This is a genomic window from Duganella sp. P38 (genome assembly GCF_050859475.1).
Lineage (GTDB): Bacteria > Pseudomonadota > Gammaproteobacteria > Burkholderiales > Burkholderiaceae_D > Rugamonas.
In genome coordinates this window covers 144,249-167,522 of record NZ_CP193936.1, presented here as the reverse complement: position 1 = coordinate 167,522, position 23,274 = coordinate 144,249, and the positions used below count along the sequence as shown (strand labels likewise).

Genomic DNA, 23,274 nt, shown 5'->3' with positions numbered 1-23,274 from the left:
CCTTACTTCAGCAGCGGCACCAGGTATTTGCCGGTGACGCTGGCAGGGTTCTTCGCCACGTCTTCCGGCGAGCCGCTGGCGATGATCTGGCCGCCGCCGGCGCCGCCTTCCGGACCCAGGTCGGCGATCCAGTCGGCGGTTTTGATCACATCGAGATTGTGCTCGATGATGACCAGCGTGTTGCCCTGGTCGCGCAGGCGGTGGATCACCTTCAGCAGCAGGTCGATATCGTGGAAGTGCAGGCCGGTGGTCGGCTCGTCCAGGATGTACAGCGTGCGGCCGGTGTCGCGCTTGGACAGCTCCAGCGACAGCTTGACGCGCTGCGCCTCGCCGCCCGACAGCGTGGTCGCGCTCTGACCGAGCTTGATGTAGCCCAGGCCCACGTCCAGCAGCGTATGCAGCTTGCGCGCGATCAGCGGCACCGGCTTGAAGAACTCGTGCGCGTCTTCCACCGTCATGTCGAGGATTTCGGTGATGTTCTTGCCCTTGTACTGCACTTCCAGCGTTTCGCGGTTATAGCGCTTGCCGTGGCAGACGTCGCACGGCACGTAGACGTCCGGCAGGAAGTGCATTTCCACTTTCAGCACGCCGTCGCCCTGGCATGCCTCGCAGCGGCCGCCCTTGACGTTGAACGAGAATCGGCCGGCACTGTAGCCGCGCTCTTTCGCGGTCGGCACGGTGGAGAACAGTTCGCGGATCGGCGTGAACAGGCCGGTGTAGGTGGCAGGATTCGAGCGCGGCGTGCGGCCGATCGGCGCCTGGTCGACCGAGATCACCTTGTCGAAGTGCTCCAGGCCGGAGATCGAATCGTGCGGCGCCGGTTCGGTCTGCGAGCCATACAGGTGGCGCGACAGGGCAGGGAACAGCGTGTCGTTGATCAGCGTCGACTTGCCGGAGCCGGAAACGCCGGTCACGCAGGTCATCAGGCCGACCGGCAGCTTCAGCGTGACTTTTTTCAGGTTGTTGCCGGTGGCGCCGCTGATCACCAGCTGCTTGTCAGGATCGGCGACGTGGCGCTTCTTCGGCACTTCGATCTTGCGCGTGCCGCTCAGGTACTGGGCGGTCAGCGATTTCTTGTTCTTCAGGATGTCCTTCAGCGAACCGGCCGCGATGACATCGCCGCCATGCACGCCGGCGCCCGGCCCCATGTCGACGATGTAGTCGGCGGTGCGGATCGCGTCTTCGTCGTGCTCCACCACCAGCACGCTGTTGCCGATGTCGCGCAGGTGCTTCAGCGTGTCGATCAGGCGGTCGTTGTCGCGCTGGTGCAGGCCGATCGACGGTTCATCGAGCACGTACATCACGCCGGTCAGGCCGGAGCCGATCTGCGACGCCAGGCGAATACGCTGCGCCTCGCCGCCCGACAGCGTATCGGCGCTGCGGTCCAGCGACAGGTAATCCAGGCCGACGTTGTTGAGGAATTGCAGGCGCGAGATGATCTCTTTCACCACGCGGTCGGCGATCTCCTTCTTCGCGCCGCGCAGCTTGAGCTGCTCGAAGAACGACAGCGTTTCGCGCAGCGGCTTCTCGGCGATCTCGTAGATCGCGCGTTCCTGCTTGCCGCTGCCGACCTTGACGTAGCGTGCTTCCACGCGCAGGCGCGCGCCTTCGCACGACGGGCATTTTTCTCGTTGATGAACTTCGCCAGTTCCTCTTTCACCGCCATCGAATCGGTTTCGCGGTAGCGGCGCGCCAGGTTGTTGACCACACCTTCGAAAGTGTGTTCCTTGACCACGGTGCGGCCGCGCTCATTGATGTAGGTGAACGGGATCGACGTTTTGCCGGAGCCGTGCAGCACCGCTTCCTGTGCGGCCTTCGGCAGTTTTTCAAACGGCACATCCAGGTCGAATTCGTAGAACGCCGCCAGGTTGGACAGCATCGAGAAGTAGAACTGGTTGCGGCGGTCCCACCCTTTCACCGCGCCGGAGGCCAGCGACAGATTCGGGAAGGCGACGATGCGCTTCGGATCGAAGAATTCGATGTGACCGAGGCCGTCGCATTCCGGGCAGGCGCCCATCGGGTTATTGAAGGAGAACAGGCGCGGCTCCAGCTCCTGCAGCGAGTAGCCGCAGGTGTTGCAGGCGAACTTGTTGGAGTAGACGTGTTCCGTTCCACTATCCATTTCCAGCGCGACCGCGCGGCCGTCGGCCAGGCGCAGCCCGGTCTCGAAGCTTTCGGCCAGGCGCTGCTTGATGTCGGCGCTGACCTTGACGCGGTCGATCACCACGTCGATGGTGTGCTTCTCGGTTTTCTTCAGCTTCGGCAGGTCGTCGACTTCATAGATTTTTGCGTCATGCGTGCCGCTTTGTACACGGAAGCGCACGAAGCCCTGCGCCTGCATCGCCTCGAACAGGTCGGCGTGTTCGCCCTTGCGGTTGGCCACCACCGGCGCCAGGATCATCAGCTTGGTGTCGGCCGGCAGGGCCAGCACCGCATCCACCATCTGCGACACGGTTTGCGCGGCCAGCGCCTGGTCCGGGTGGTTGATGCAGTAGGGCGTGCCGACGCGCGCGTACAGCAGGCGCAGATAGTCGTGAATCTCGGTCACGGTGCCGACCGTCGAACGCGGGTTGTGCGAGGTGGCTTTCTGCTCGATCGAGATGGCCGGCGACAGGCCTTCGATCAGGTCCACGTCCGGCTTTTCCATCAGTTGCAGGAACTGGCGGGCGTAGGCCGACAGCGATTCCACATAGCGGCGCTGGCCTTCCGCGTACAGCGTGTCGAACGCCAGCGACGATTTGCCGGAGCCGGACAGGCCGGTGATGACAATCAGCTTGTTGCGTGGCAGGTCAAGATTGATGTTTTTCAGGTTGTGCGTGCGTGCGCCGCGAATGCGGATCTGTTCCATGGGATTTTTGGCCTTTAGAGTCAACCCGTCACTATAGCCGGGTTTGAATTCTCGCGCCGGACGCTGGAATGGATCGTGCAGGCGGCGCGCTACACTGTATATAATACCAGTATTTTCTTGCGCCGTTTCAACTCGGCTGCTGCGGGCGTTGCTGCAATGCTTCACCGATCATCACCAGCACCGGGCCTTGCGCGTCATCCAGGCCGTTGGCCAGGCCGGTCAGTGTCAGACGCACAATGCGCTGGTCGGCGCGGCTGCAGTTTTCCACCACCACCACCGGCAGGTCCGGCCGGCGGCCCTCGGCCAGCAGGCGCGCGGCGGTGGCGGCGGCCTCGCGCCCGCCCATGTACTGCACCAGCGTGTCGGTTGCCGGCAGCGCCGGATGATCCGGTTCGCCGGGCGCGGTGCTGGATGTGAAAAAGGCAACGCTGCGCGCAATGCCGCGCCGCGTGAGCGGCTGCCTGGTGGCCGCCGCCGCCGCCAGCGCGGTGGTGATGCCGGGGACGATTTCGACCTCGATGCCTTCCGCCTCCAGCGCGCGCAGCTCCTCGTCGGCGCGGCCGAACAGCATCGGGTCGCCGCCCTTGAGGCGCACCACGCGCTGATAGCGCTGCGCGCATTCGACCAGCTGCTGGTTGATGACGGTTTGCGCGGTCGAGCGCTGGCCGGAGCGCTTGCCGACCGAAATCAGCTCGGCCTGCGCGCACAGGGCCAGCATCTCCGGCGTGACCAGCGCGTCATACAGCACCACTTCGGCCTCGCCCAGCAGACGCGCACCGCGCACGGTGATCAGGTCCACCGCCCCCGGTCCTGCTCCGATCAAATACACTTTCCCCAGCGCCGTCATACCCGTCCTTTTTTACGTTACAGGACGCATGATACCGGCTTGGCACGCATTTGGGGCTAGTGTAAGATGCGATCCTTGGGTGCGCCGTATCCTTCAGGGATGGCGTTAAACGGGAAACCGGTTCAAATCCGGTGCAGCCCCCGCTGCTGTAAGCCAGACAACTCCGTCATCATGTCACTGCGAAAAATCGCGGGAAGACGCGGAGAAGGACGAAGGCGAGCCAGAATACCGGCCCAAAAAGTCAGCATCATTCCCGGGGTGGGGAAGCCGCTGTCGACCGGCTCTCTGCATCCTTCTTCCCGTCGACCGTCCTTCCGCTCTCCCGCCTGGTGTCCGTATAGACCATTCGACGGGAGGTTTCGAATGCACATCATGGAAGGCTTTTTGCCGCCCGTGCACGCAATGGGGTGGGCAGCCGCTTCCTTGCCTTTTCTGGCCTGGGGCTTGCGCTCCATCGGCCGCGACCTGCGAGTCCATCCTGAACGGCGCATGCTGCTGGGCGTGGCGGCGGCGTTCGCGTTTCTGCTCTCCGCATTAAAGCTGCCGTCGGTGACGGGCAGTTGTTCGCATCCCACCGGGGTTGGCCTCGGTGCGGCCCTGTTCGGCCCCGCCGCCATGGTGCCGGTGGGCTTTGTGGTGCTGCTGTTCCAGGCGCTGTTGCTGGCGCACGGCGGCCTGACCACCTTGGGCGCGAATGTGTTTTCGATGGCGATCGTCGGGCCATTCGTGTCCTACGGCGTGCTGCGCGCGGCCGGCGGCATGGGCTTGTCGCGTTCCGTGTCGGTGTTCCTGGCTGCGGCGCTGGGCGATCTGGCGACGTATGTGACCACCTCCGTGCAACTGGCGCTGGCGTTTCCGGCGGCGGTGGGCGGCTTTGGCGTGTCGTTCGCCAAGTTCGCCGGCATTTTCGCCTTGACGCAGGTGCCGATCGCGATCAGTGAAGGTCTGCTGACGGTGCTGGTGGTGAATGCCATGGTGCGTTTCAATGCGCACGAACTGCGCGCGCTGCCGGTAATGGCGATCGGCGCACGCAAGGAGGCCGCATGAAGGTGCGTAACTGGATGCTGGCCATCGGTGTGGTGCTGATCACCGTGCTACCGCTGTTGTACGTCAGCGCGCCGCCTGCCGCGCCGGGCGCGGAGGCGCCTTCGATCTTTGGCGGTGCGGACGAGCGCGCGCAGCAAGCCATCGGCGACATCGCACCGGGCTACGAGCCGTGGTTCGCGCCGGTGTTCGAGCCGGCCAGCGGCGAAATCGCCTCGCTGCTGTTCGCGTTGCAGGCGGCCATTGGCGCCGGCGTCATCGGCTTCTGGCTCGGCCTGTCCGTCGCCCGCGACCGCGCCTCCGCGCGCGGCGCCAGCGCTGCCGGCCCGGCCGTCGCGTCCGGCGCGGCTGGCGTCGCGTCCACGTTGGCGGCAGCGCCGGACACATTGCACGACGCCCGCGCCGCAGCTGGCGTCGCGTCCGCGTCCGTGTTGGCGGTAGCACCGGACACGTTGCACGACGTCGGCGCCGCAGCGCTTCCACAGGACCGCCGTGCTGATTGAAGCGACGGCTTATGCGAGCCGGTGGCGCGATGTCGCACCGTCGGCGAAGGCGCTGTTCGCAGCCGCCGGCATCGTCGCGTCCTGGCTCGCCCAAAGCCCGGCGGCGCTGGCCACGCTGGCCGCCATCCTGATGCTGACCGCGCTGCTGGCCGCCCGCGTGCCGCTGCGCAGCTACCTCGCCGTGGCTCTGCCGCCGCTGGGCTTCCTGCTGCTCTCCTGCCTGACCATGCTGGTCGGCCCCGACGAAAACGGCCGCTGGCACTGGACCGCAGCCATGCTGCCGACCATCCAGCACACCGCCCTGCGCTCGCTGGCCATGCTGGCCGCGCTGCTGGGCCTCATCCTCACCACGCCGCTGCCGCACCTGCTCGCGCTGTTGCGCCGACTGCATACGCCCGAACTGCTGCTCGACCTGATGGTCCTTTGCTACCGCATGCTGTTCGTGCTGCGCCAGGCGTGGGATGAAAGCGTCACCGCGCAAGCCTCGCGCCTGGGCTACCGCAGCTGGAAACACGCCTGGCGCTCCACCGGCCTGCTGGCCGGCCAGATGGCAGTCCAGGTCTGGCAGCGCGCCGCCGCGCTGCAAAGCGCCGCCGACGCCCGCGCCTACCAGGGCACGCTGCGCTTCCTGCCTGCCGCCTACCCGCAAGCGCCACGCCAGCAAGCCATCGCCGCGCTGGCCGGCTGCATCATGTTCGCCATCGCGGCAGGAGATCGCCTGTGAGCGCGCTGCTAGAACTGCGCGCCGTCAGCCACACCTACCCTGACGGCAGCATCGGCCTGCAAGAGTGCGGCCTCACGCTGCAACGCGGCCGCCGCTACGCCCTGCTGGGCGCCAACGGCGCCGGCAAGACCACGGTACTCCAGCACCTCAACGGCCTGCTGCGCCCCCACGCCGGCACGCTGCACTATGATGGCCAGCCATTCGACTACAGCCGCAACGGCCTGACCACGCTGCGCAGCCGCGTAGGCCTGGTGTTCCAGAACCCGGACCGGCAACTGTTCTCCGCACTGGTCGAAGAAGACGTTTCCTTCGGCCCGCTGAACCTCGGCCTGCCCGACGAAGAGGTGCGCCAGCGCGTTGCTACCGCACTGGATGCGGTAGGCTTGCGCGCCCATGCCCGCCGTGCGGTGCACCAACTAAGCTTCGGCCAGAAAAAGCGCGTCTGCATTGCCGGCGTCCTGGCCATGGAACCGGAGGTGCTGCTGCTGGACGAACCCATGGCAGGCCTCGACGCGCCAATGCAGGAAGAACTCGCCGTACTGCTCGACCGGCTCGCGGCGCGCGGCGTGACGGTGCTGCTGTCCACGCACGACATCGACTTCGCATTGCGCTGGGCCGACGATATTCACATCATGTCCGCCGGCCGCTGCATCGCCTCGGGCCCTGCGCAGCAACTGGCCGCGCAAGCAGGAACATTGCGCGCCGCCGGCCAGCGCCCGCCGGCCGCGTTCGCGCTGCACGCGGAACTGGTGGCCCTCGGCGTGCTGCCAGGCGGCCCGGCGCCGCGCAGCATCGACGCGCTGCTCGAACAACTGCGCGCACTCAAACAATCAGGAGTAACCACCGCATGACCACCCTCGGAAAAATCTGGTTCGTCGGCGCCGGCCCCGGCGACCCGGAACTCATCACTGTCAAAGGTCAGAAGCTGCTGTCGCAGGCTGGCGCCGTGCTGTTCGCCGGTTCCCTGGTCGACCGCGCCGTCACGCTGTACGCGCCGCCCGGCTGCGCCATCCGCGACTCCAAGGACATGACGCTGGAAGACATGACCGCCTGGTTGATCGACCAGGCCAGCCGCCACGCCACCGTGGTGCGCCTGCAAACCGGCGACCCGGCACTGTATGGCGCGCTGATCGAGCTGGCGCGCCCGCTGACCGACGCCGGCATCGAATGGGCCGTGGTGCCGGGCGTATCGTCCGCCATGGCCTCGATGGCCGCCGCCGGCGAATCCATGACGCTGCCGGAAGTGACGCAAACCGTCATCCTCACGCGCGTTGAAGGCCGTACGCCGATGCCGGAAGGCGAAGACCTGGCCAGCCTGGCCGCGCACCGCACCACCATCTGCATCTTCCTGTCGATCACGCTGATGCACAAGGTGGAAACCGCCCTGCGCGCCGCCGGCTGGCCGGAAGACGCGCCAATGATGGTGGTGCACAAGGCCAGTTGGCCGGGCGAGCAGAAAATCGTTCGCGGCACGCTGGCGGACATCAAACAGAAATGCCGGGAGGCCGGCATTGCGAGCCAGGCGATGATCGTCGCCAGCCCCACACTGGGCGCGCTGCATTGGGAAACCCTGGCGCGCTCCAAATTGTATGACCCAACATTTACCCATCGTTTCAGAAAGGCGACCGCATGAACCCAGCTAACTTCGACACCATCCTGATTGTCGGCCATGGTTCCCGCGAGGATTCCGGCAATCAGGAGATCCGCGAATTCACCGAGCAGTGGCGCGCGCGTCGCCCGGACTGGCGCATTGAGTTATGCTTCATCGAATTCGCACCGCCGGAGATGAACGCCGCGTTGCTGAAGGCCGCGCAGACGTCCAGCCGCGTGCTGGTGGTGCCGCTGATCCTGAACGCGGCCGGCCACGTGAAGATGGAGATTCCTGAAGCGATCGAGCAGGCGCGCGCCGCTTGCCCGCAGACTGAGATCCTGCTGGCGCCGCATCTGACGGCCTGCGATCCTATCCTGGCTATCCTGAAGCGCCGCCTGCGCAAGTTGATGAATTCACTGGACATGCCTGATCCAACCACCACCGGCGTGGTGGTGCTGGGCCGCGGCTCGTCGGACCGCGGCGCCAATGGCGAAATGGCCAAGATGGCGCGCTGGCTGATGGAGGAGGGCGATCATGAGCTGGTGGACCTGGCGTTCACCGGCATTACCTGGCCGCGCCTGGAGAAGGTTGTGCAGCGCCATGTGCTGCTGGGCATGCGCCAGGTTGTGGTGCTGCCGTATTATCTCTACACTGGTACGCTGATGCAGCGTATTCACCGCCAGGTGGAGCATCTGCGCGTGCAGTATCCGCAGATGCGCTTTGCCTGCGGCGAGCATTTCGGCTTTGAGAAGGAAATCTTCGAGCTGATGGACCAGCGCGTGGAAGACCTGCGCGCCGGCGTGCCGGATAGCCGCCTGCCGTGCGACGGTTGCAGTTATCGCGAAATCGCCCACGATCTTGGCCACGGCCACTCGCACGCCCACACGCACGATCACGGCCACGCCCATGGCGATGCCGCGCAAGCGCACGACCACGCGCAAGCGCACGACCACGCGCACGGGCACGACCACGCGCACGTACACGACCATGCACACGGCCACGCCCATGACCACGCGCACGGGCACGACCACGCCCATGACCACGCACACGGCCACGATCATGCCCATGGTCACGCGCATGGCCACGACCACGACCACGCGCATCACCATGACCACGACCACGCGAAAGGCCAGCCAGCATGAGCACCGTGAACACCGTTACCGAGCAACTCACCCGCGCCGGTCAGGTCATCGAGCATGACAGCTTCGCCATCATCGACGCCGAAGTCGGCCCGCACGCCTATACCGAAGGCCAATGGCCCATCGTGCGCCGCATGATCCACGCCAACGCCGACTTCGACTTCAATGGCCTGACCGACTTCCATGCAGACGCAGTGGAAGCCGGCATCAGCGCGATGCTCAAAGGCGGCACCCCAGTGGTAGCCGACGTGGAGATGATCTGCTCCGGCCTCTCGCAACCACGCCTCGGCCACTTCGGCATGAAAACGCACCAGTTTATCAGCGACGCCGACGTCATCGAAACCGCCAAAGCCGAAGACACCACGCGTGCCGTACAGGCGATGCGCAAAGCCCACCGCAAAGGCCTGCTGAACGGCGCCATCGTCGGCATCGGCAATGCCCCCACCGCATTGATCGAGCTGGTACGCCTGATTCGCGAAGAAGGCGTCAAGCCGGCACTGGTGGTTGGCATGCCGGTGGGCTTCGTCTCCGCCGCCGAATCCAAAGACCTGATGGCCGAACTCACCGAAGTGCCATGGATCGTCATCCGTGGCCGCAAAGGCGGCTCCACGCTGGTGGTCGCCGCATTGCACGCGCTGCTGTCGCTGGCCGAAGCCCGTCAGAAGGCCCAGCCATGAAGGAAAAAACGGCTGCCGAAAAAGGCACCCGTACCGGTTTCACCACCGGCGCCTGTGCCGCCGCTGCCGCGCGTGCGGCGGTGCTGGGCCTCGCCCATGGCCGCGTGCCGGAAGAAATCGAAAGCCTGCTGCCCAACGGCAGCCGGGTGACGTTCGCCATCCACGACGGACAATGCGACCAGCACCACGCACACGCCATGGTCATCAAATTCGCCGGCGATGACCCTGACTGCACCGACGGCGCCCACATGACCGTCGACCTGCGCCTGCTGCCAGGCCAGGCCGGCGAGGTCACTTACGTGGCAGGCGACGGCGTTGGCACGGTCACCATGAAAGGCCTGGGCCTCGAAGTCGGCGGTCCGGCCATCAATCCTGTCCCGCGCAAGAACATCGCCGACAACCTGCGCGAAGCCGCGCCCGAGCTGCTGGCGCAACACGGCGTCGAAGTCACTGTCAGCGTGCCGGATGGGCAGGTGATGGCAAAGAAGACCACCAACGCGCGACTCGGCATCCTGGGCGGCATCAGCATCCTTGGCACCACGGGCATCGTCAAACCGTATTCCACGGCCGCATGGCGCGCCAGCGTCGTGCAGGGCATCCAGGTGGCGGCCACCTCCGGCCATAACCTGGTGGCGCTGACCACCGGAGGACGCACCGAAACCTTCGCCATGACCACGCTGCGCGCCGAGCGCCCGGAACTGCCGGCCGCCTGCTTCGTGCAGATGGGCGACTTCCTGCGCTATGCGCTGGATGAAGTGGTGGCGCAGGGCATACAGCTGGTGGTGATGGCCGTCATGGTCGGCAAGCTGACCAAGATCGCGCAAGGCGAAACCATCACCCACGCCAACCGCAGCGAAGTCGATACCGACCTGGTGGCCGAAATCGGCCGCCGCATTGGCGCCAGCGAAGAGGATTGCGCCGCCATGGCCGCCGCCGAAACCGCGCGCTTCGGCGCGGAGCTGATGGTGGAACGCGGCCTCGGCGACGCCTTCCACCACGCGCTGGCGCAAGCCGCCATCGACACGCTCACCGCGCCGGACCGCTACGGCCGCAAGTTCCAGCTACGTGTGCTGGTGTGCGATTTCAGCGGCGTACAGGTGGCCGATGTCTGGTCCGCACCCGCCGACCCGCAAGAACGTCCCGCCAGCGCTGGCCGCGTCGGCATAGATCATCTCCCAGAGGCCTGAATGAATATCAAAGACCCCAACCCCTGCCGCGTGATCGGCGTGCTCGATGACGGCATCGCCAGCTTGAGCGGCACCGCGCTGGCGCTGCTGCGCAACGCGGACGTCATCATCGGCGGCGCGCGCACGCTGGCGCTGCTGGAACGCGAGTTCAAGGAAGGCGCCGTGCGCCATGACCTCACCGGCAAGCTGAAAGAAGTACCGGAATGGGTGCGCGCCGCGCGCACCGACAATCTGTCCTGCGTGGTGCTGGCCACCGGCGACCCGCTATGCCATGGCATAGCCCCCTATCTGGCGCAGCACCTGTGCGTGGACGCGCTGGACATCCTGCCCAACCTCTCGACGTTGCAGCTGGCCTGCGCGCGCATCGGCCTCGCATGGCAGGATGCGCGCATCGTCTCCGTCCACGCCAAGGACGCCGGCGAATGGCAGCGCGGCGCGACGCCGGCGCACGGCATGTACGCACTGGCGCAGGCCGCGCGCCAGCATGCGCGCCTGTTGATACTGACCAGTCCTGACAATTCGCCAGATCGCATCGCGCGCCTGCTGCTGGCTGAAGGCCTGGGCGACGAGTTCCTGATGGCGGTGGCGGAAAACCTGCTGCAACCGGAAGAGCGCGTGCTGGCCGAACTGACGCCGCAACACGCGGCCGGAATGAAGTTCGCCGCGCTGAACGTGGTACTGCTGTGGCGCGTTACGCCCGCCACGCGCCCGGTGCGTTTTGGCCTGGCCGACGCCGAGTTCGCGCAACGCCAGCCCGAGAAAGGCCTGATCACTAAACAGGAAGTGCGCGCCGTTAGCCTGGCGCGCATGCAGCTGCGCGCGGACAGCGTGGTGTGGGACATCGGCGCCGGTTCCGGCTCCGTGGGCCTGGAGGCGGCGCGACTGTGCCCGCAAGGCCACGTCTATGCCACCGAAAAGAACGAAGCCGATTACACCATCGCCGGCCAGAATCATGCCGCCTTCGGCGTCAGCAACTATAGCCTGTTCCTCGGCAAGGCGCCGGAAGGGCTGGACGCGTGGCCCGATCCTGACGCGGTGTTCATCGGCGGTTCCGGCGGCGAGCTGGCGGGGCTTATCGACGGCATCATCCAGCGCCTGCGCCCGAACGGCACGCTGGTAATGAATTTCGTCACGCTGGAAAATCTGGCCACCGCTACCGCCACGCTGCAAGCGATGGAAGGCGTCAGCTGGGACGTGCTGCAACTGCAAGCGGCGCGCAGCAAGCCGATACTGCATATGCACCGCATGGCCGCCGAAAATCCGGTATGGATCGTCTGCGCGCGCAGGGAGGCCGGCGATGAATAAGCCCGGAACACTTTGGGGCATCTCGCTCGGCCCCGGCGACCCTGGCCTGATCACGCGCGCAGCGTGGGAAGCGCTGCAACGCCGCGACACCATCTGGGTCTACCCGGCGCGCAGCGGCAAGACGCCAAGCTACGCTTTCGACATCGTGCAGCGCGCCGGCGTTGCGCCGCCGGAGCATCATACGCAGCTGCTGTTCCCGATGACGCACGACGGCGAGAAGCTGGGCCGCGCATGGCTGAAGGCCGCCGAAACCGTTCTGCCATGGCTGAACGAGGGCCGGGACGTGCTGTTCCTCGTTGAAGGGGACGCCAGCACCTACGCCACCTTCGGCCACCTGGCGCGCACCGTCAACGCCATCGACGCGCAAGTGCCGACCAGGATCATCGCCGGCGTCAATTCGTTCACGGCGGCTTGCGCGCAGGTGCCGGTACCGTTCTCCGAACAGGACGACACGGTCGCCATCGTGCCCGCCGCCTATGGCGTCAGCGCGGTGGACCGCCTGCTGCCGGACTTCGACACGCTGGTGCTGATGAAAGTGAAGCCCATCCTCGATGACCTGATCGGCTGGATGGAGCGCCGCGACCTGCTGGCCGGCGCCCACTTCATCGAACGTGTCGGCGCGCCGGACGAACGCCGCTACAGCGGCAACGACATTCTTGAACTGCGCGGCACCAAGGTGAGCTACCTGTCGCTGCTGATTATCAAACACCCGCACCGCATTCGCGGTGAACGCATCAAGGGCTGCCTGCGCAAGGACAGCCCGCAACCTTTACCTCTGGAGACCGCATGAGCACCATCACCCATCAGCCGGCACCGCGCGTATGCCTGGTCGCCATCACCAAGCACGGCGCCGCGCAGGCGGCGCGCCTGGCCGCCGACCTGCCGGAAGCGGACATCTGCACGTCGGCCAAATTCGCCGCCACCTTCGCGCAGGCCAGCAACACCGTGCGCGCCTACGACGGCGCGCTGCGCGACGAAATCGCGCCGCTGTTTGAAGGCTATGACCAGATCATCTTCTTCGTCTCGCTGGGCGCCGTGGTGCGCCTGATCGCGCCGCACCTGCGCAGCAAGGACGAAGACCCGGGCATCATCGTCGTCGATGACGCCGGCCAGTACGTGATTCCCGTGCTGTCCGGTCACGTCGGCGGCGCCAACGAATGGAGCGAGCGCGTGGCCGACCTGCTTGGCGCGGCGCCGGTGCTGACCACCGCGTCGGACGTTGGCCGCACGATTCCGGTCGATATCCTGGGACGCCACCTCGGCTGGAAGGTGGAGGCGCCGAAGATCAACATCACGCGCGTGTCCGCGCACGTGGTCAACGGCGAAGCAATCGCCTTCGTGCAGGAAGCCGGCAGCCCGGATTGGTGGACGCGCCCGACGCCGCTGCCGGAAAACATCCACCGCTTCACGCGTTTCGATGAAGTGCCGCTGGACCGCTACGCCGCGCTGCTGTGGGTGACGCACGCCGACGTGCCGGCCGAGCGCTGGGACGCGTTGAAAGAGCGCCTGGTGGTGTATCGCCCGCCAGTGGAAGCATGAGCGCACAGTTCACCGTAGGCCTGGGCTGCGACCGCGGCGTGCTGCTGGAAACCGTGCGCGAGGCGCTGCAAGCGGCATTGACCGCAGCCGGCGCGCGCGCCGACCAGGTGGTGGCCGCCGCCAGCATCACGCTAAAGAAGGACGAAGTGGCGCTGCTGGCGCTGGCCGAGGAAAACGGCTGGCCGCTGCACTTCTACGAAGCGCACGAACTGGCGGCGGTGGACGTGCCGCATCCGTCGGAGACGGTGCGCAAATACACCGGCACGCCGTCGGTGAGTGAAGCGGCGGCGCTGCTGGCCGCAGGACCGGATACGCCGATGACCGCGTTGGTCGTCGAAAAACATAAACTCAAAGGAGCCGATGGCCGCAACGCCACCATCTCCATCGCAAGGAAAACACCATGAGCGAAGCAGGAAAAATCATGCTGGTCGGGATCGGCCCGGGCGCGGTTGAACACATGACCCAACGCGCGCGCGACGCCATCGCGGAATCGGACGTCGTCATCGGTTACGTCACTTACATCAAGCTGGTGGCGGACCTCATCGAAGGCAAGGAGATCATCCGCAAATCGATGACCGAAGAACTGGACCGCGCCGTCAGCGCGCTGGAAGCGGCGCGCGCCGGCAAGAAGGTGGCGCTGATTTCGTCGGGCGACGCCGGCGTGTACGGCATGGCCGGACCGACCTACGAGGTGCTGTTCCAGGCCGGCTGGACGCCGGACGACGCGGTGCAGGTTGAAATCATCCCCGGCGCGTCGGCGCTGAACAGCTGCGCCGCGCTGGTCGGCGCGCCGCTGACGCACGACTTCTGCGCCATCTCGCTGTCCGACTTGCTGACGCCATGGCCGACCATCGCGCGCCGCCTGGACGCGGTGGCCATGGCCGATTTCGTCGTCGCGCTGTACAACCCGAAAAGCGGCCGCCGCACGCGCCAGATCGTCGAGGCGCAGCGTTTGTTCCTGCGCCACCGCCGTCCGGACACGCCGGTGGCCATCGTCAAGAGCGGCTATCGGCGTCGCCAGAACATCGTCTTCACCACGCTCGATGCGATGGCTGAATCCGACATCGGTATGCTCAGCACCGTCCTGATCGGCAACAGCAACACCTTCGTGCGCCACGGCCTGATGGTGACGCCGCGCGGCTACGCCAACAAGTACGACATGGAAGAGGGCGGCGCCACGCGCGAAGGCGAGAAGGCGGGCCGCTCGCTGTCGACCGGCCTGCTGGGCTGGCTGGAAACGCTGCAAGCCGAGCACGCGGCCGGCGACAGCATCGACACGCTGGCGGCGCGGCATCGCCTGCCGGCCGACTACATCCGCGACACCTTGGCGGAACCGGTGGAAGCCGAGGCTGTCGCCAGCGAGGAGGGCGAAGCATGAGCGAACCGGTCGTCAAGCCGAAAATCGGCAACTATTACCGCCACATCCTGATCTGCACCGGCCCGCGTTGCAGCCAGGACGGCGCTTCGCAGGCGCTGTTCGACAGCCTGGGCGACAAGTTCAAGGCCGCCGGCCTGAACGAAGGGCCGTTGCGGGTCAAGCGCAGCCGTGTCAGCTGCTTTGCCGCCTGCAAGGGCGGGCCGGTGATGTGCGTGCAGCCGGACGGCACGTGGTACTACAACGTCACGCCGGAGAATATGGACCGCATCATCGACAGCCACCTGTGCAACGGCAAGAAGGTCGAGGATCTGGTGTTCCACCAGGCTGGCGAGGCGGACGTTTGAGCTTTCGCAAGACGGCGCGCACGAAATCCGGGGGTATCAGGGCAAAAGTGAGCTAAACTTCTACTTTCGCCGAACACATTGGAGTTTTAATAAAATGGCATCAGTTAACAAAGTCATCATCGTCGGCAACCTGGGTCGCGATCCGGAAATTCGCTACATGCCTAGCGGTGATGCGATCGCCAACATCGCGGTGGCGACCTCGTACAAATCGAAAGACCGCAACACCGGCGAGCAGAAAGAGCAGACCGAGTGGCACCGTATTTCGTTCTTCGGCCGCTTGGCGGAAATCGTCGGCCAGTACCTGAAGAAAGGTTCGTCGGTCTACGTTGAAGGCCGCCTGCAGACCCGTAAGTACACCGACAAGGACGGCGTAGAGAAATACGCAACCGACATCATCGCGGAAAACATGCAGATGCTGGGCGGCCGTTCCGGCATGGGCGGCGGCGACAACATGGACGATGGCGGCGGCTACGGCGGCGGTGGCTACGAAGCCCCACCACAGCGCCAGGCCCCGGCCCCGCGTCCGCAAATGGCGCCACCGGCCCCGGCACCACGCCCGGCCCCACGTCCAGCGCCGAACTTCTCGGATATGGATGACGATATTCCGTTCTAATATCGAATAGACCACGCCGCGCAAGAAACTAAAGCGGAGCTATTGAGTTAGCTCCGCTTTTTTTACGTTCTCATGTCATCAAACTGCAGCTGGCTCGATGAGAGTTTGCTGTTCCGGCGCAATTACTGCCCATAGTCGTTCGACTGCCTGTAGAAATTGTCCCAACTGCTTATCTGCGCGCAGCTGTTCTGCGGAAGCCTGGCTGACGGCCTGTTCCAGCGCTTGAATCTTCTTATGCTTGGATGCTGCAATTTCTATCTGCATAGCTTCAGCAACAACGTGATCGAGATCAGGTGAGAAAGCGAAGGCATCAACAAGATTTGGTGGCAAAAGCATCGACAGCGCTTCGAGTTGATCGTTTCTAAAGCGCTGAGCCTCGACTTGGTCGGGGGAGTCTGTATCGCCCACCACCATGATTGGACTACCGAGTTCTGCTGCAATATTGCGCGCTACCGAGGCTAGCATCATCTTGCCTTGCGCTGCAAAGAAGCGGGATGATAGGCCAGGTATGCACAGTTGCAATACTTTACGGAGCAACATGGCATCATTTGCACCCTCAACCACAAATATCAGGGCAGTTTCGGTCTGCATCTCATACCTCCAAATCACGCCAGTGAGACGAACCATCGATCAATCCATATCGACAGAGCTTACGATATTTTTGCTGTAACGCAGCCCGGAAATTTTTTGCCTTTATTGCGGCTTCAATGTCCTGTGTCTGCCAGAGCAGAATGCGATGAGGCGGGGTAATTGAAGTCAGTTCGATAGCTGGCATTGTCAGAGGGCCTGTCAGAAAAATCATACCGAAGACTGTTGCTGGGCGACGATCCAATTGCATTTTTAACTTGGCAATCGCGGAGATGTCTTCACTCTTCGTGTCTTTGCTTTCAACGAGAAAGACCAGTCCCTCAAAGTAAATGACGCCATCAATTTGCTCAAGCGGTTTGCCGCCGGGGGGACATCGTAGGGGTACTCCGCATCCAGCTTGGAAAGCCTGAAAGCACGTACGATTAGATGTTCCAAAGCCTTCCCAGGATCCCAGCCGGGTGTATTGCCATCTTTAATCTTTATCCAAAGTGCACGAAGTTCAGGCCATTTCATTTCTTCAATGGCGTCGACGTAATCAAGGGATCGGGAGGATGAATTCGCCATGTGCTTACATCACTAGGGCTTCGCTGGCAGGATCTCTTTACGGAACCACGTGTCGAGCATCTGCTTTTCATAGGCGTATAGATCCTGGTTGTACATATTGATGCCCTGCTGGTAATTCGGATCGGCCAGTTTTTTCTCGCCGCTGCGGATCACCTTGCCATCCTGCTCGATGCTGTAGCGCAGATGGATGCGCGGCCAGTCGGCCTGGCCTTTGGTGACGCGGATGTCGCGTACCGGCACGCGTGGGAAAACGTCGCCCGCCAGGTCGATGTCCAGGAATTCCACCTTCAGCACCTGGCCGGCTGGCAGTTGCCCGGACAGCTGTTTCAGCAGTTCGGTGAAGGTGAATTCCATCGTCTCCAGATCCTTGTAATGCCGCGGCACGTCGGTCATCTCGGCCGTGTTGATATAGGTGACGTTGGCCTCGGCGCTGGCGCCGGCTGCGGCGAGCGCCAGCATGGTAGCGGCGGCAACTTTCAGTGCGGGCGTTTTCATGGCTGCTCTCTCTCGTGCGTAGGATATTCTGCATGACTATACGCTATCTGTCCGGCGCCGCGCCACGGCGGGCCATATGCCGCCATCCCGCTTTGGCATGAGTCCACGCCTATCCCTACGTAAGTAGTCGGCACACTGTCATTCTCGCTACATTCTGGTATAGTCTCGGCCGAAATTGGTCAGGCCAATTGTTGCGTGGTCAGGCCGTCTATTTATCAATGAATAGTTTGACGATGTAATAAAACTGCTTTAAACTGTTTTCAGTTTTTGCGCTAGATCAAGTTTTACCGCCCGCTGCAGCCTCTTGCTTACGGGTGTCTCCCTCCCCAAAACTCAAAATTCGCTACCTATGTCCTCAGGCAAATTCAGTCCCTCGCGACGGACTATTCTCATGGCCACCGCAGCGGCCGTTCCCATCGCATCCATCCCTCTGGTCCGTCAGGCGCATGCCGACGGCCTGGAAAACGTCCAGCTCAACCAGTACCAGCCGGTGTTTTTCTCGGCGCCCGAATGGCAGTTCATTCTGGCCGCCTGCGACCGCCTGATCCCGGCCGAAGGCCGCGGTCCCGGCGCGCTGGAAACCAATGTGCCGGTGTTTATCGACCAGCAGTTGCACAACGGCCTCGGCGATGACGTCTATATGGACGGCCCGCACCCGGAAAATCCGGCGCCGACGCTGGGCTTCCAAGGCACGATGACGCCGCAGCAGAACTACCGGGCCGGCATCAAGCTGGCCCAGCAGTACGCCAAGCAAAAGCACGGCAAGCAGTTCGAGCAACTGTCGGACGCCGACAAGGATGGCCTGCTGACCGCGCTGCAAAAGAACGAGATCAGCTTTGCCGACCTGGGCGAGCCGGCGCTGAAGGCGTCGTCGTTCTTCAACCAGCTGCTGGGCGACGCCAAGAACGGCTACCTGGCCGACCCTATGTACGGCGGCAACAAGGACATGAAGGCATGGGTGGCGATCGGCTTCCCGGGCGCCCGCGCTGCCTTCACCGAATGGGTGGACACGCACAACGTGAAGTATCCGTTGGGTCCCGTCAGCGTCAGCGGCAAACGCGCTTAACAGCGGCGCTTAAAAACAGAAAGAACATCATGGCAAACATTACTAACGACGAAGTCGACGTCGTCATCGTCGGCCTCGGTTGGGCCGGCTCGATCATGGCCATCGAACTGGCCAAGGAAGGTCTGAAAGTGCGCGCGCTGGAACGCGGCCCGGACCGTCCGCCGGAAGATTTCGCCTACCCGAAACCAGCCGACCAGTACGCCTACGCGATCAAGAACAAAGTCTTCGCCACCCCGCGCGAAGCGGCGCTGACGGTGCGCTACAACGACAGCGAAACCGCGCTGCCGACCCGCAAGTGGGGCGCGTTTGCGCCCGGCACCGGCGTCGGCGGCTCCGGCCTGCACTGGACCGGCGTGCTGATCCGTCCGACCACCACCGACATCAAGCTCAAGACCTACGCCGACCACGCCTACAAGCGCGGCACGCTCGATCCGGACATGCGCATCAAGGACTTCCCGTTCACCTGGGACGAGATCGAACCGTATTTCGACAAGTTCGACAAGATCTGCGGCCTGTCCGGCAACACCGGCAACCTGAAAGGCGTGATCCAGCCGGGCGGCGATCCGTTCGAAGGCCCGCGCTCCAGCCCGTACCCGCTGCCGGCGCTGCACGACACCTACAACAGCTCGCTGTTTGCCGAGACCGCCAAGAAGATGGGTTACCACCCGTTCCCTAACCCGTCGGCCAACGTCTCGCAGGCCTGGACCAACCCGTACGGCGCGCAGCTGGCGCCGTGCAACTACTGCGGCTACTGCTCCAAGTACCCATGCCTGAACTACTCCAAGGCCTCGCCGCAGACGACGATTCTGGACGTGGTCAAGCGCATGCCGAACTTCAGCATGCGCACCAACGCCAACGTCATCCGCGTCGACCTGCACGCCGACAAGAAGACCGCCAAGGGCGTCACCTACGTCGACGAGAACAAGAATGAAGTGTTCCAGCCGGCCAAGATCGTCATCCTGTCGAGCTTCCAGTTCGCCAACGTGCGCCTGATGATGTTGTCGGGCATCGGCCAGATCTACAACCCGCTGACCGAGACCGGCACCATCGGCCGCAACTACGCCTTCCTCAGCAACGGCGACGCCACCTTGTTCTTCAAGGACAAGCACTTCAACCCGTTCGCTACCGCCGGCGCCACCGGCGAAATGTTCAACGACATCTCGCCAGGCAACTTTGAAGACGGCATCAAGCTCGGCTTCATCGGCGGCGCCAAGATCCACAGCTCGCAGGCGACCGGCGCGCCGATCGGCACCGCGCTGCCGAAGGGCACGCCGGGCTGGGGCAAGGGGCTGGAAAGAAGGCATGGTCGACTGGTATGGCCGTTCGATGAAGATCGGCATCACCACCACCTGCATGTCCTACCGCGGCCACCACCTGGATCTGGACCCGAACTACAAGGACCCATGGGGTCAGCCGCTGCTGCGCATGACCTTCGACTGGCGCCAGAACGAGCTGAAGCTGCAACGCTACCTGCGCGACATCGTGCTCGGCATCGCCAAGGAACTGGGCCCGGACCATATCAACGAAAACTTCCTGTCGCTCGATTCGCACTGGGACATCACCAAGTACGTGTCGACCCACAACGTGGGCGGCGCCATCATGGGCGATTCGCCGCGCGACTCGGCGCTGAACCGCTACCTGCAATCGTGGGACGTGCACAATGTGTTCGTACCGGGCGGCAACGCGTTCCCGCAGAACTTCCAGGCCAATCCGACCGCGACCATCGGCGCCATCACGCTGTTCGCCGCCGAAGCGATCAAGAAGCAATACCTGAAAAACCCTGGCCCGCTGGTGCAAGCATGATGAACAAACTGACGCAATTCCTGACCACCACGGTGCTGGCGCTGGCCGGCGCGGCCGTCAACGTGGCCCACGCGGCGCCGGACCCGGCGCTGATCCAGCGCGGCGAATACCTGGCGCGCGCCGGCGACTGTATCGCCTGCCACAGCGCGCAGGGCAAGCCGGCGTTTGCCGGCGGCCTGGCCATCGATAGCGGTCACGGCATCATCTACTCGACCAACATCACGCCGGACAAGCAGAAAGGCATCGGCGCCTACACCGAGCAGCAATTCGCCGACGCCGTGCGCAAGGGCGTCAAGCCCGATGGCACGCACCTGTACCCGGCCATGCCGTACACCAGCTACGCCAAGGTCAGCGACGCCGACATGAAGGCGCTGTACGCCTTCTTCCAGGCGGGCGTCAAAGCGTCCGACTACACGCCGCCGCCGACCAAGATGAGCTTCCCGTTCAATATGCGCTGGGGCATGGGCGTGTGGAACTACTTCTTCGCCGACACCAAGCCGTTCGTCGCGCAAGCCGGCTGGAGCGACAAGGTCAAGCAGGGCGCCTACCTGGTCGAAGGGCTGGGGCACTGCTCCAGCTGCCACACGCCGCGTGGCTTCGCGATGAACGAGAAGGCCAGCAACAGCGGCCAGTCGGCCTTCCTCGCCGGTGGCGAGCTGAACGACTGGCCGGTGCCCTCGCTGCGCGGCATGCCGCGCTGGAGCGAGGCGCAGATCGTCGACTACCTGCAGACGGGCCGCAACCACGGTTCGGCGGTAGCCGGTGAAATGACGGCCGTGGTCGAGCACAGCACCTCGCACCTGCGAGAAGACGACCTGAGCGCGATTGCCGCCTACCTCAAGGCCTTGCCGCCGGCGCCGCCGCGCAGTCCGGCCGTCAAGCCGCAGGGCAAGGATGAGACCGCGCGCAAGCTGACCGCCGCCGTCAACCTGTCGCTGGGTGAGCGCCTGTACCTCGACAACTGCTCGGCCTGTCACTTCGTGAACGGCAAAGGAGCGTCGCGCGTCTTCCCTGAGCTGGACGGCGCCACGGTCATCAACGCCGACAATCCGACGGCGCTGGTCAACGTCATCCTGCACGGTGCGCGCACGCCGTCGACCGAGAAAGCGCCGTCGATCCTGGTCATGCCAGGCTTCGCGCGCCGCCTCAGCGACGCCGAAGTCGCCACGCTGGCCACGTTCCTGCGTCAAGGCTGGACCAACAGCGCCGGCAGCGTCTCGGAACGCGACGTCGCCAAAATCCGCGCCAAAGCCGCCCACTAAGCTCGCAATCCGGGGTCAGGTCTGACATTCGCACACGGGCTCAACTCCGTAGCAGTTGAGCCCGTGTGCGAATGTCAGACCTCGTATATTGAGCATACCGCCCCATCATCGGATAAAGTGACGGAGGTGGTCAGGCAGGGTGATGCCGATCAGAATTTGGGCCATTGAGCCCGTGGGTCACCCATTAGCCGTCCACAGTCAAGAGCGCGAATGCTTTCCTCGCATACCTCGCGATCAACTTCAATAACTTAGCCATCACCTTTGCCGACATCTCTAACACCGCACCCTGTGCTTCGTTAGCTGGTTGCGTGAATCGCACCAGTCACCCATATGGATCAAGCAGCAGATAGCGAAGCGGCTGCTGCCCTGGCAGTTTTTACCGCCCCAGAAGCATCTCGGTACCGTCTTGCGTCCAATTGATTAGGACAGTTTCATGGCTACCGCTAAGCGGCTCCAGACCTTTGTGGCTCACAATCCGGGCGACTCATTTCCTACTCAAAGGTGATGGCAGACAGCGCGGCATCCAATCAGATTCCTGGCTTCATATCCAACCCACGTTATGGCTTGCCGGCCGTTGCCAATCTACGTAAAACAGCGTTCGATGGAAAATCTCTCTCCGGTTTTTAACATGTGAAAGCAGGCGCGGGCCAGCTTATGCGCCACCGCTTTGATGGCGACAACGTTGTTCCGCTTCGCTTTTTTCCGCTGATGGAATTTACGGGCGGGCTCGCAATAGCGGATGGCAAAATTAGCTGCCTCGACGTAGGCCCATGCCAAGTAACGGTTACCGTTCTTGGTGTTGCCTTCTCCTTTCTTTTTCCATTCGAGATATGCGCACTGCTGACGCACCGGCAGTACGATGCATAGTTGCCAGCATCAGCAAAACGCTCGATCTCTCCGGTCTCAAGAAGAATGATCGTTGCGAGGATGGGGCCAATTCCTGCCACGCTGGTTAGCAATTTGTATTCTGGATTGCCGTGACAGTATGCAGCCAAAACTTCTTCAACTATATCGATCTGCTTTTGAAGCGCCTGAAGTACGAAAAGATTCGCTTTGATACCGAGTGTCGTGCCCGGATCTAATGACATGTCATCGACAATGGCGCAGGTCAGTCGCTTGATATCCTTGCCGGCGACTGCGCTACCTGTTTGCTGCATCAAACAGGTTTGTATGGACACGAGCTGGGTTGTGCGTTGCTGGACTAACTGCATACGCTTACGAGCTAAGTCCCGAACGGCGCGAACAGGTTGAGGCATGATGTAGCCTTCGGGCAGTAGCCCGAGACGGAGGATGTGAGCCAGATGACGGGCATCGGATTCATCACCGCGATGCTTGAGACCATCATATTGTTTTATCGCAGTGGTGTTCGCTAGGTGGAGCGAGTATCCAGCTGCCACTAAGCCGTCAACCAACCAGTACCAGTTGTACGTGGACTCCACGACCACACCGAATAACTCCTGCTGATACGGACTGAGCGCTGCGCAGATGGTTGCCAGATCGTTGGGTAAGCGCTTGGAGTACACGACCTTGTCGTTGTCGTCGGAGACGACGACAAGGCAGTTGTTGGAATGAAGATCAATGCCACAAAATAACATGACGTCCTCCTTGATAAAGTTCGGATTCGTACCGTGACTTTATTCCTCGGCTTGGCCGGAGGGAGGACGGCTAGATGATTATCAGATTGGTGCCCCTGCCTGTTTCATTTTAAAAGTCCGAACGGTATCTTGGGTCATCGCCTCGCGCGTAAGCCCGCATAC

The 23,274-nt window shown here is 63.5% G+C and carries 21 protein-coding genes, 3 pseudogenes and 1 riboswitch; of the genes and pseudogenes, 19 read left to right on the top strand and 5 right to left on the bottom strand.

Going from position 1 to position 23,274, the window contains the following annotated elements; all coding sequences use genetic code 11:
- Positions 1–2: 2 nt before the first annotated feature.
- Both uvrA and cobA read right to left on the bottom strand, forming a co-directional pair.
- Positions 3–2,848, bottom strand: a pseudogene (gene uvrA / locus ACRQ5J_RS00680) (excinuclease ABC subunit UvrA).
- Between the two features lie 127 nt (positions 2,849–2,975).
- Positions 2,976–3,695, bottom strand: coding sequence for a uroporphyrinogen-III C-methyltransferase (gene cobA / locus ACRQ5J_RS00675; protein ID WP_432380689.1), 720 nt, complete (start codon positions 3,693–3,695; stop codon positions 2,976–2,978).
- 61 nt (positions 3,696–3,756) lie between these two features.
- Positions 3,757–3,946: riboswitch (cobalamin riboswitch) on the top strand.
- Positions 3,947–4,058: 112 nt separating this feature from the next.
- Between cobA and ACRQ5J_RS00670 the strand changes: the two genes are divergently transcribed.
- From ACRQ5J_RS00670 to ssb, 15 genes are all read left to right on the top strand, one after another.
- Positions 4,059–4,742: an energy-coupling factor ABC transporter permease gene (locus tag ACRQ5J_RS00670; protein ID WP_432380688.1), complete on the top strand. Its 684-nt coding sequence runs from the start codon at positions 4,059–4,061 to the stop codon at positions 4,740–4,742.
- On the top strand, positions 4,739–5,242 hold the full coding sequence (locus ACRQ5J_RS00665) for an energy-coupling factor ABC transporter substrate-binding protein (protein WP_432380687.1): 504 nt from the start codon (positions 4,739–4,741) through the stop codon (positions 5,240–5,242). The genes ACRQ5J_RS00670 and ACRQ5J_RS00665 overlap by 4 nt, the downstream gene beginning before the upstream one ends.
- Positions 5,232–5,966: a cobalt ECF transporter T component CbiQ gene (gene cbiQ, locus ACRQ5J_RS00660; protein WP_432380686.1), complete on the top strand. Its 735-nt coding sequence runs from the start codon at positions 5,232–5,234 to the stop codon at positions 5,964–5,966. The genes ACRQ5J_RS00665 and cbiQ overlap by 11 nt, the downstream gene beginning before the upstream one ends.
- On the top strand, positions 5,963–6,817 hold the full coding sequence (locus ACRQ5J_RS00655; protein ID WP_432380685.1) for an energy-coupling factor ABC transporter ATP-binding protein: 855 nt from the start codon (positions 5,963–5,965) through the stop codon (positions 6,815–6,817). Before cbiQ ends, ACRQ5J_RS00655 begins: the two co-directional genes overlap by 4 nt.
- Positions 6,814–7,599 (top strand): precorrin-4 C(11)-methyltransferase, encoded by a 786-nt coding sequence (gene cobM, locus ACRQ5J_RS00650; protein ID WP_432380684.1) that lies wholly within the window; start codon positions 6,814–6,816, stop codon positions 7,597–7,599. Before ACRQ5J_RS00655 ends, cobM begins: the two co-directional genes overlap by 4 nt.
- Positions 7,596–8,699, top strand: a complete 1,104-nt coding sequence (locus ACRQ5J_RS00645) for a sirohydrochlorin chelatase (protein WP_432380683.1) — start codon at positions 7,596–7,598, stop codon at positions 8,697–8,699. The genes cobM and ACRQ5J_RS00645 overlap by 4 nt, the downstream gene beginning before the upstream one ends.
- A complete protein-coding gene (locus ACRQ5J_RS00640; RefSeq protein WP_432380682.1) occupies positions 8,696–9,373 on the top strand; it encodes a precorrin-8X methylmutase in 678 nt (225 codons plus the stop codon). The genes ACRQ5J_RS00645 and ACRQ5J_RS00640 overlap by 4 nt, the downstream gene beginning before the upstream one ends.
- The gene (locus ACRQ5J_RS00635) at positions 9,370–10,560 is read left to right on the top strand and encodes a cobalt-precorrin-5B (C(1))-methyltransferase (protein WP_432380681.1); all 1,191 of its coding nucleotides are present in this window, start codon (positions 9,370–9,372) and stop codon (positions 10,558–10,560) included. Before ACRQ5J_RS00640 ends, ACRQ5J_RS00635 begins: the two co-directional genes overlap by 4 nt.
- Positions 10,561–11,865: a precorrin-6y C5,15-methyltransferase (decarboxylating) subunit CbiE gene (gene cbiE / locus ACRQ5J_RS00630; RefSeq protein ID WP_432380680.1), complete on the top strand. Its 1,305-nt coding sequence runs from the start codon at positions 10,561–10,563 to the stop codon at positions 11,863–11,865.
- Positions 11,858–12,655, top strand: coding sequence for a precorrin-2 C(20)-methyltransferase (gene cobI / locus ACRQ5J_RS00625; protein WP_432380679.1), 798 nt, complete (start codon positions 11,858–11,860; stop codon positions 12,653–12,655). The genes cbiE and cobI overlap by 8 nt, the downstream gene beginning before the upstream one ends.
- Entirely contained in the window at positions 12,652–13,404 is a 753-nt protein-coding gene (locus tag ACRQ5J_RS00620; RefSeq protein ID WP_432380678.1) for a cobalamin biosynthesis central domain-containing protein, read from the top strand. Before cobI ends, ACRQ5J_RS00620 begins: the two co-directional genes overlap by 4 nt.
- Positions 13,401–13,808 (top strand): cobalamin biosynthesis protein, encoded by a 408-nt coding sequence (locus ACRQ5J_RS00615; RefSeq protein WP_432380677.1) that lies wholly within the window; start codon positions 13,401–13,403, stop codon positions 13,806–13,808. The genes ACRQ5J_RS00620 and ACRQ5J_RS00615 overlap by 4 nt, the downstream gene beginning before the upstream one ends.
- Positions 13,805–14,782, top strand: a complete 978-nt coding sequence (cobJ, locus tag ACRQ5J_RS00610; RefSeq protein ID WP_432380676.1) for a precorrin-3B C(17)-methyltransferase — start codon at positions 13,805–13,807, stop codon at positions 14,780–14,782. Before ACRQ5J_RS00615 ends, cobJ begins: the two co-directional genes overlap by 4 nt.
- Complete coding sequence (locus ACRQ5J_RS00605; RefSeq protein WP_432380675.1) at positions 14,779–15,126, top strand: (2Fe-2S) ferredoxin domain-containing protein; 348 nt, start codon at positions 14,779–14,781, stop codon at positions 15,124–15,126. Before cobJ ends, ACRQ5J_RS00605 begins: the two co-directional genes overlap by 4 nt.
- A 94-nt stretch (positions 15,127–15,220) precedes the next feature.
- Complete coding sequence (gene ssb, locus ACRQ5J_RS00600; protein ID WP_432380674.1) at positions 15,221–15,739, top strand: single-stranded DNA-binding protein; 519 nt, start codon at positions 15,221–15,223, stop codon at positions 15,737–15,739.
- A 78-nt stretch (positions 15,740–15,817) separates the two neighbouring features.
- Here the strand turns inward: ssb and ACRQ5J_RS00595 are convergent, their stop codons facing one another.
- Positions 15,818–16,330 (bottom strand): hypothetical protein, encoded by a 513-nt coding sequence (locus tag ACRQ5J_RS00595; protein ID WP_432380673.1) that lies wholly within the window; start codon positions 16,328–16,330, stop codon positions 15,818–15,820.
- A 573-nt stretch (positions 16,331–16,903) separates the two neighbouring features.
- A complete protein-coding gene (locus tag ACRQ5J_RS00590; protein WP_432380672.1) occupies positions 16,904–17,386 on the bottom strand; it encodes a DUF3016 domain-containing protein in 483 nt (160 codons plus the stop codon).
- A 391-nt stretch (positions 17,387–17,777) separates the two neighbouring features.
- Here ACRQ5J_RS00590 and ACRQ5J_RS00585 point away from each other — a divergent pair, with 391 nt between their 5' ends.
- The 4 genes and pseudogenes from ACRQ5J_RS00585 to ACRQ5J_RS00570 all read left to right on the top strand — a co-directional run bounded on the left by ACRQ5J_RS00585 (position 17,778) and on the right by ACRQ5J_RS00570 (position 21,517).
- Complete coding sequence (locus ACRQ5J_RS00585) at positions 17,778–18,452, top strand: gluconate 2-dehydrogenase subunit 3 family protein (protein ID WP_432380671.1); 675 nt, start codon at positions 17,778–17,780, stop codon at positions 18,450–18,452.
- Positions 18,341–19,450, top strand: a pseudogene (locus ACRQ5J_RS00580) (hypothetical protein); the annotation flags it as partial. The gene ACRQ5J_RS00585 and the pseudogene ACRQ5J_RS00580, both read left to right, overlap by 112 nt.
- A 304-nt stretch (positions 19,451–19,754) precedes the next feature.
- Positions 19,755–20,255: a GMC oxidoreductase gene (locus ACRQ5J_RS00575; RefSeq protein ID WP_432383559.1), complete on the top strand. Its 501-nt coding sequence runs from the start codon at positions 19,755–19,757 to the stop codon at positions 20,253–20,255.
- Entirely contained in the window at positions 20,252–21,517 is a 1,266-nt protein-coding gene (locus tag ACRQ5J_RS00570; protein ID WP_432383558.1) for a c-type cytochrome, read from the top strand. Before ACRQ5J_RS00575 ends, ACRQ5J_RS00570 begins: the two co-directional genes overlap by 4 nt.
- Positions 21,518–22,099: 582 nt before the next feature.
- On the opposite strand, the pseudogene ACRQ5J_RS00565 reads toward ACRQ5J_RS00570, so the two are convergent.
- A pseudogene (locus ACRQ5J_RS00565) lies at positions 22,100–23,112 on the bottom strand (IS110 family transposase).
- Positions 23,113–23,274 lie beyond the last annotated feature (162 nt).

Coding starts and splice junctions, on each gene's coding strand:
- ACRQ5J_RS00670 (WP_432380688.1), top strand. CDS start 4,059: ATGCACATCATGGAAGGCTTTTTGCCGCCCGTGCACGCAATGGGGTGG.
- ACRQ5J_RS00605 (WP_432380675.1), top strand. CDS start 14,779: ATGAGCGAACCGGTCGTCAAGCCGAAAATCGGCAACTATTACCGCCAC.
- ACRQ5J_RS00585 (WP_432380671.1), top strand. CDS start 17,778: ATGGCCACCGCAGCGGCCGTTCCCATCGCATCCATCCCTCTGGTCCGT.
- ACRQ5J_RS00590 (WP_432380672.1), bottom strand. CDS start 17,386: ATGAAAACGCCCGCACTGAAAGTTGCCGCCGCTACCATGCTGGCGCTC.
- ACRQ5J_RS00595 (WP_432380673.1), bottom strand. CDS start 16,330: ATGCAGACCGAAACTGCCCTGATATTTGTGGTTGAGGGTGCAAATGAT.
- cobM (WP_432380684.1), top strand. CDS start 6,814: ATGACCACCCTCGGAAAAATCTGGTTCGTCGGCGCCGGCCCCGGCGAC.
- ACRQ5J_RS00575 (WP_432383559.1), top strand. CDS start 19,755: ATGGTCGACTGGTATGGCCGTTCGATGAAGATCGGCATCACCACCACC.
- ACRQ5J_RS00665 (WP_432380687.1), top strand. CDS start 4,739: ATGAAGGTGCGTAACTGGATGCTGGCCATCGGTGTGGTGCTGATCACC.
- ACRQ5J_RS00640 (WP_432380682.1), top strand. CDS start 8,696: ATGAGCACCGTGAACACCGTTACCGAGCAACTCACCCGCGCCGGTCAG.
- ACRQ5J_RS00645 (WP_432380683.1), top strand. CDS start 7,596: ATGAACCCAGCTAACTTCGACACCATCCTGATTGTCGGCCATGGTTCC.
- ssb (WP_432380674.1), top strand. CDS start 15,221: ATGGCATCAGTTAACAAAGTCATCATCGTCGGCAACCTGGGTCGCGAT.
- cbiE (WP_432380680.1), top strand. CDS start 10,561: ATGAATATCAAAGACCCCAACCCCTGCCGCGTGATCGGCGTGCTCGAT.
- cobA (WP_432380689.1), bottom strand. CDS start 3,695: ATGACGGCGCTGGGGAAAGTGTATTTGATCGGAGCAGGACCGGGGGCG.
- ACRQ5J_RS00570 (WP_432383558.1), top strand. CDS start 20,252: ATGATGAACAAACTGACGCAATTCCTGACCACCACGGTGCTGGCGCTG.
- ACRQ5J_RS00615 (WP_432380677.1), top strand. CDS start 13,401: ATGAGCGCACAGTTCACCGTAGGCCTGGGCTGCGACCGCGGCGTGCTG.
- ACRQ5J_RS00635 (WP_432380681.1), top strand. CDS start 9,370: ATGAAGGAAAAAACGGCTGCCGAAAAAGGCACCCGTACCGGTTTCACC.
- ACRQ5J_RS00620 (WP_432380678.1), top strand. CDS start 12,652: ATGAGCACCATCACCCATCAGCCGGCACCGCGCGTATGCCTGGTCGCC.
- cobI (WP_432380679.1), top strand. CDS start 11,858: ATGAATAAGCCCGGAACACTTTGGGGCATCTCGCTCGGCCCCGGCGAC.
- cobJ (WP_432380676.1), top strand. CDS start 13,805: ATGAGCGAAGCAGGAAAAATCATGCTGGTCGGGATCGGCCCGGGCGCG.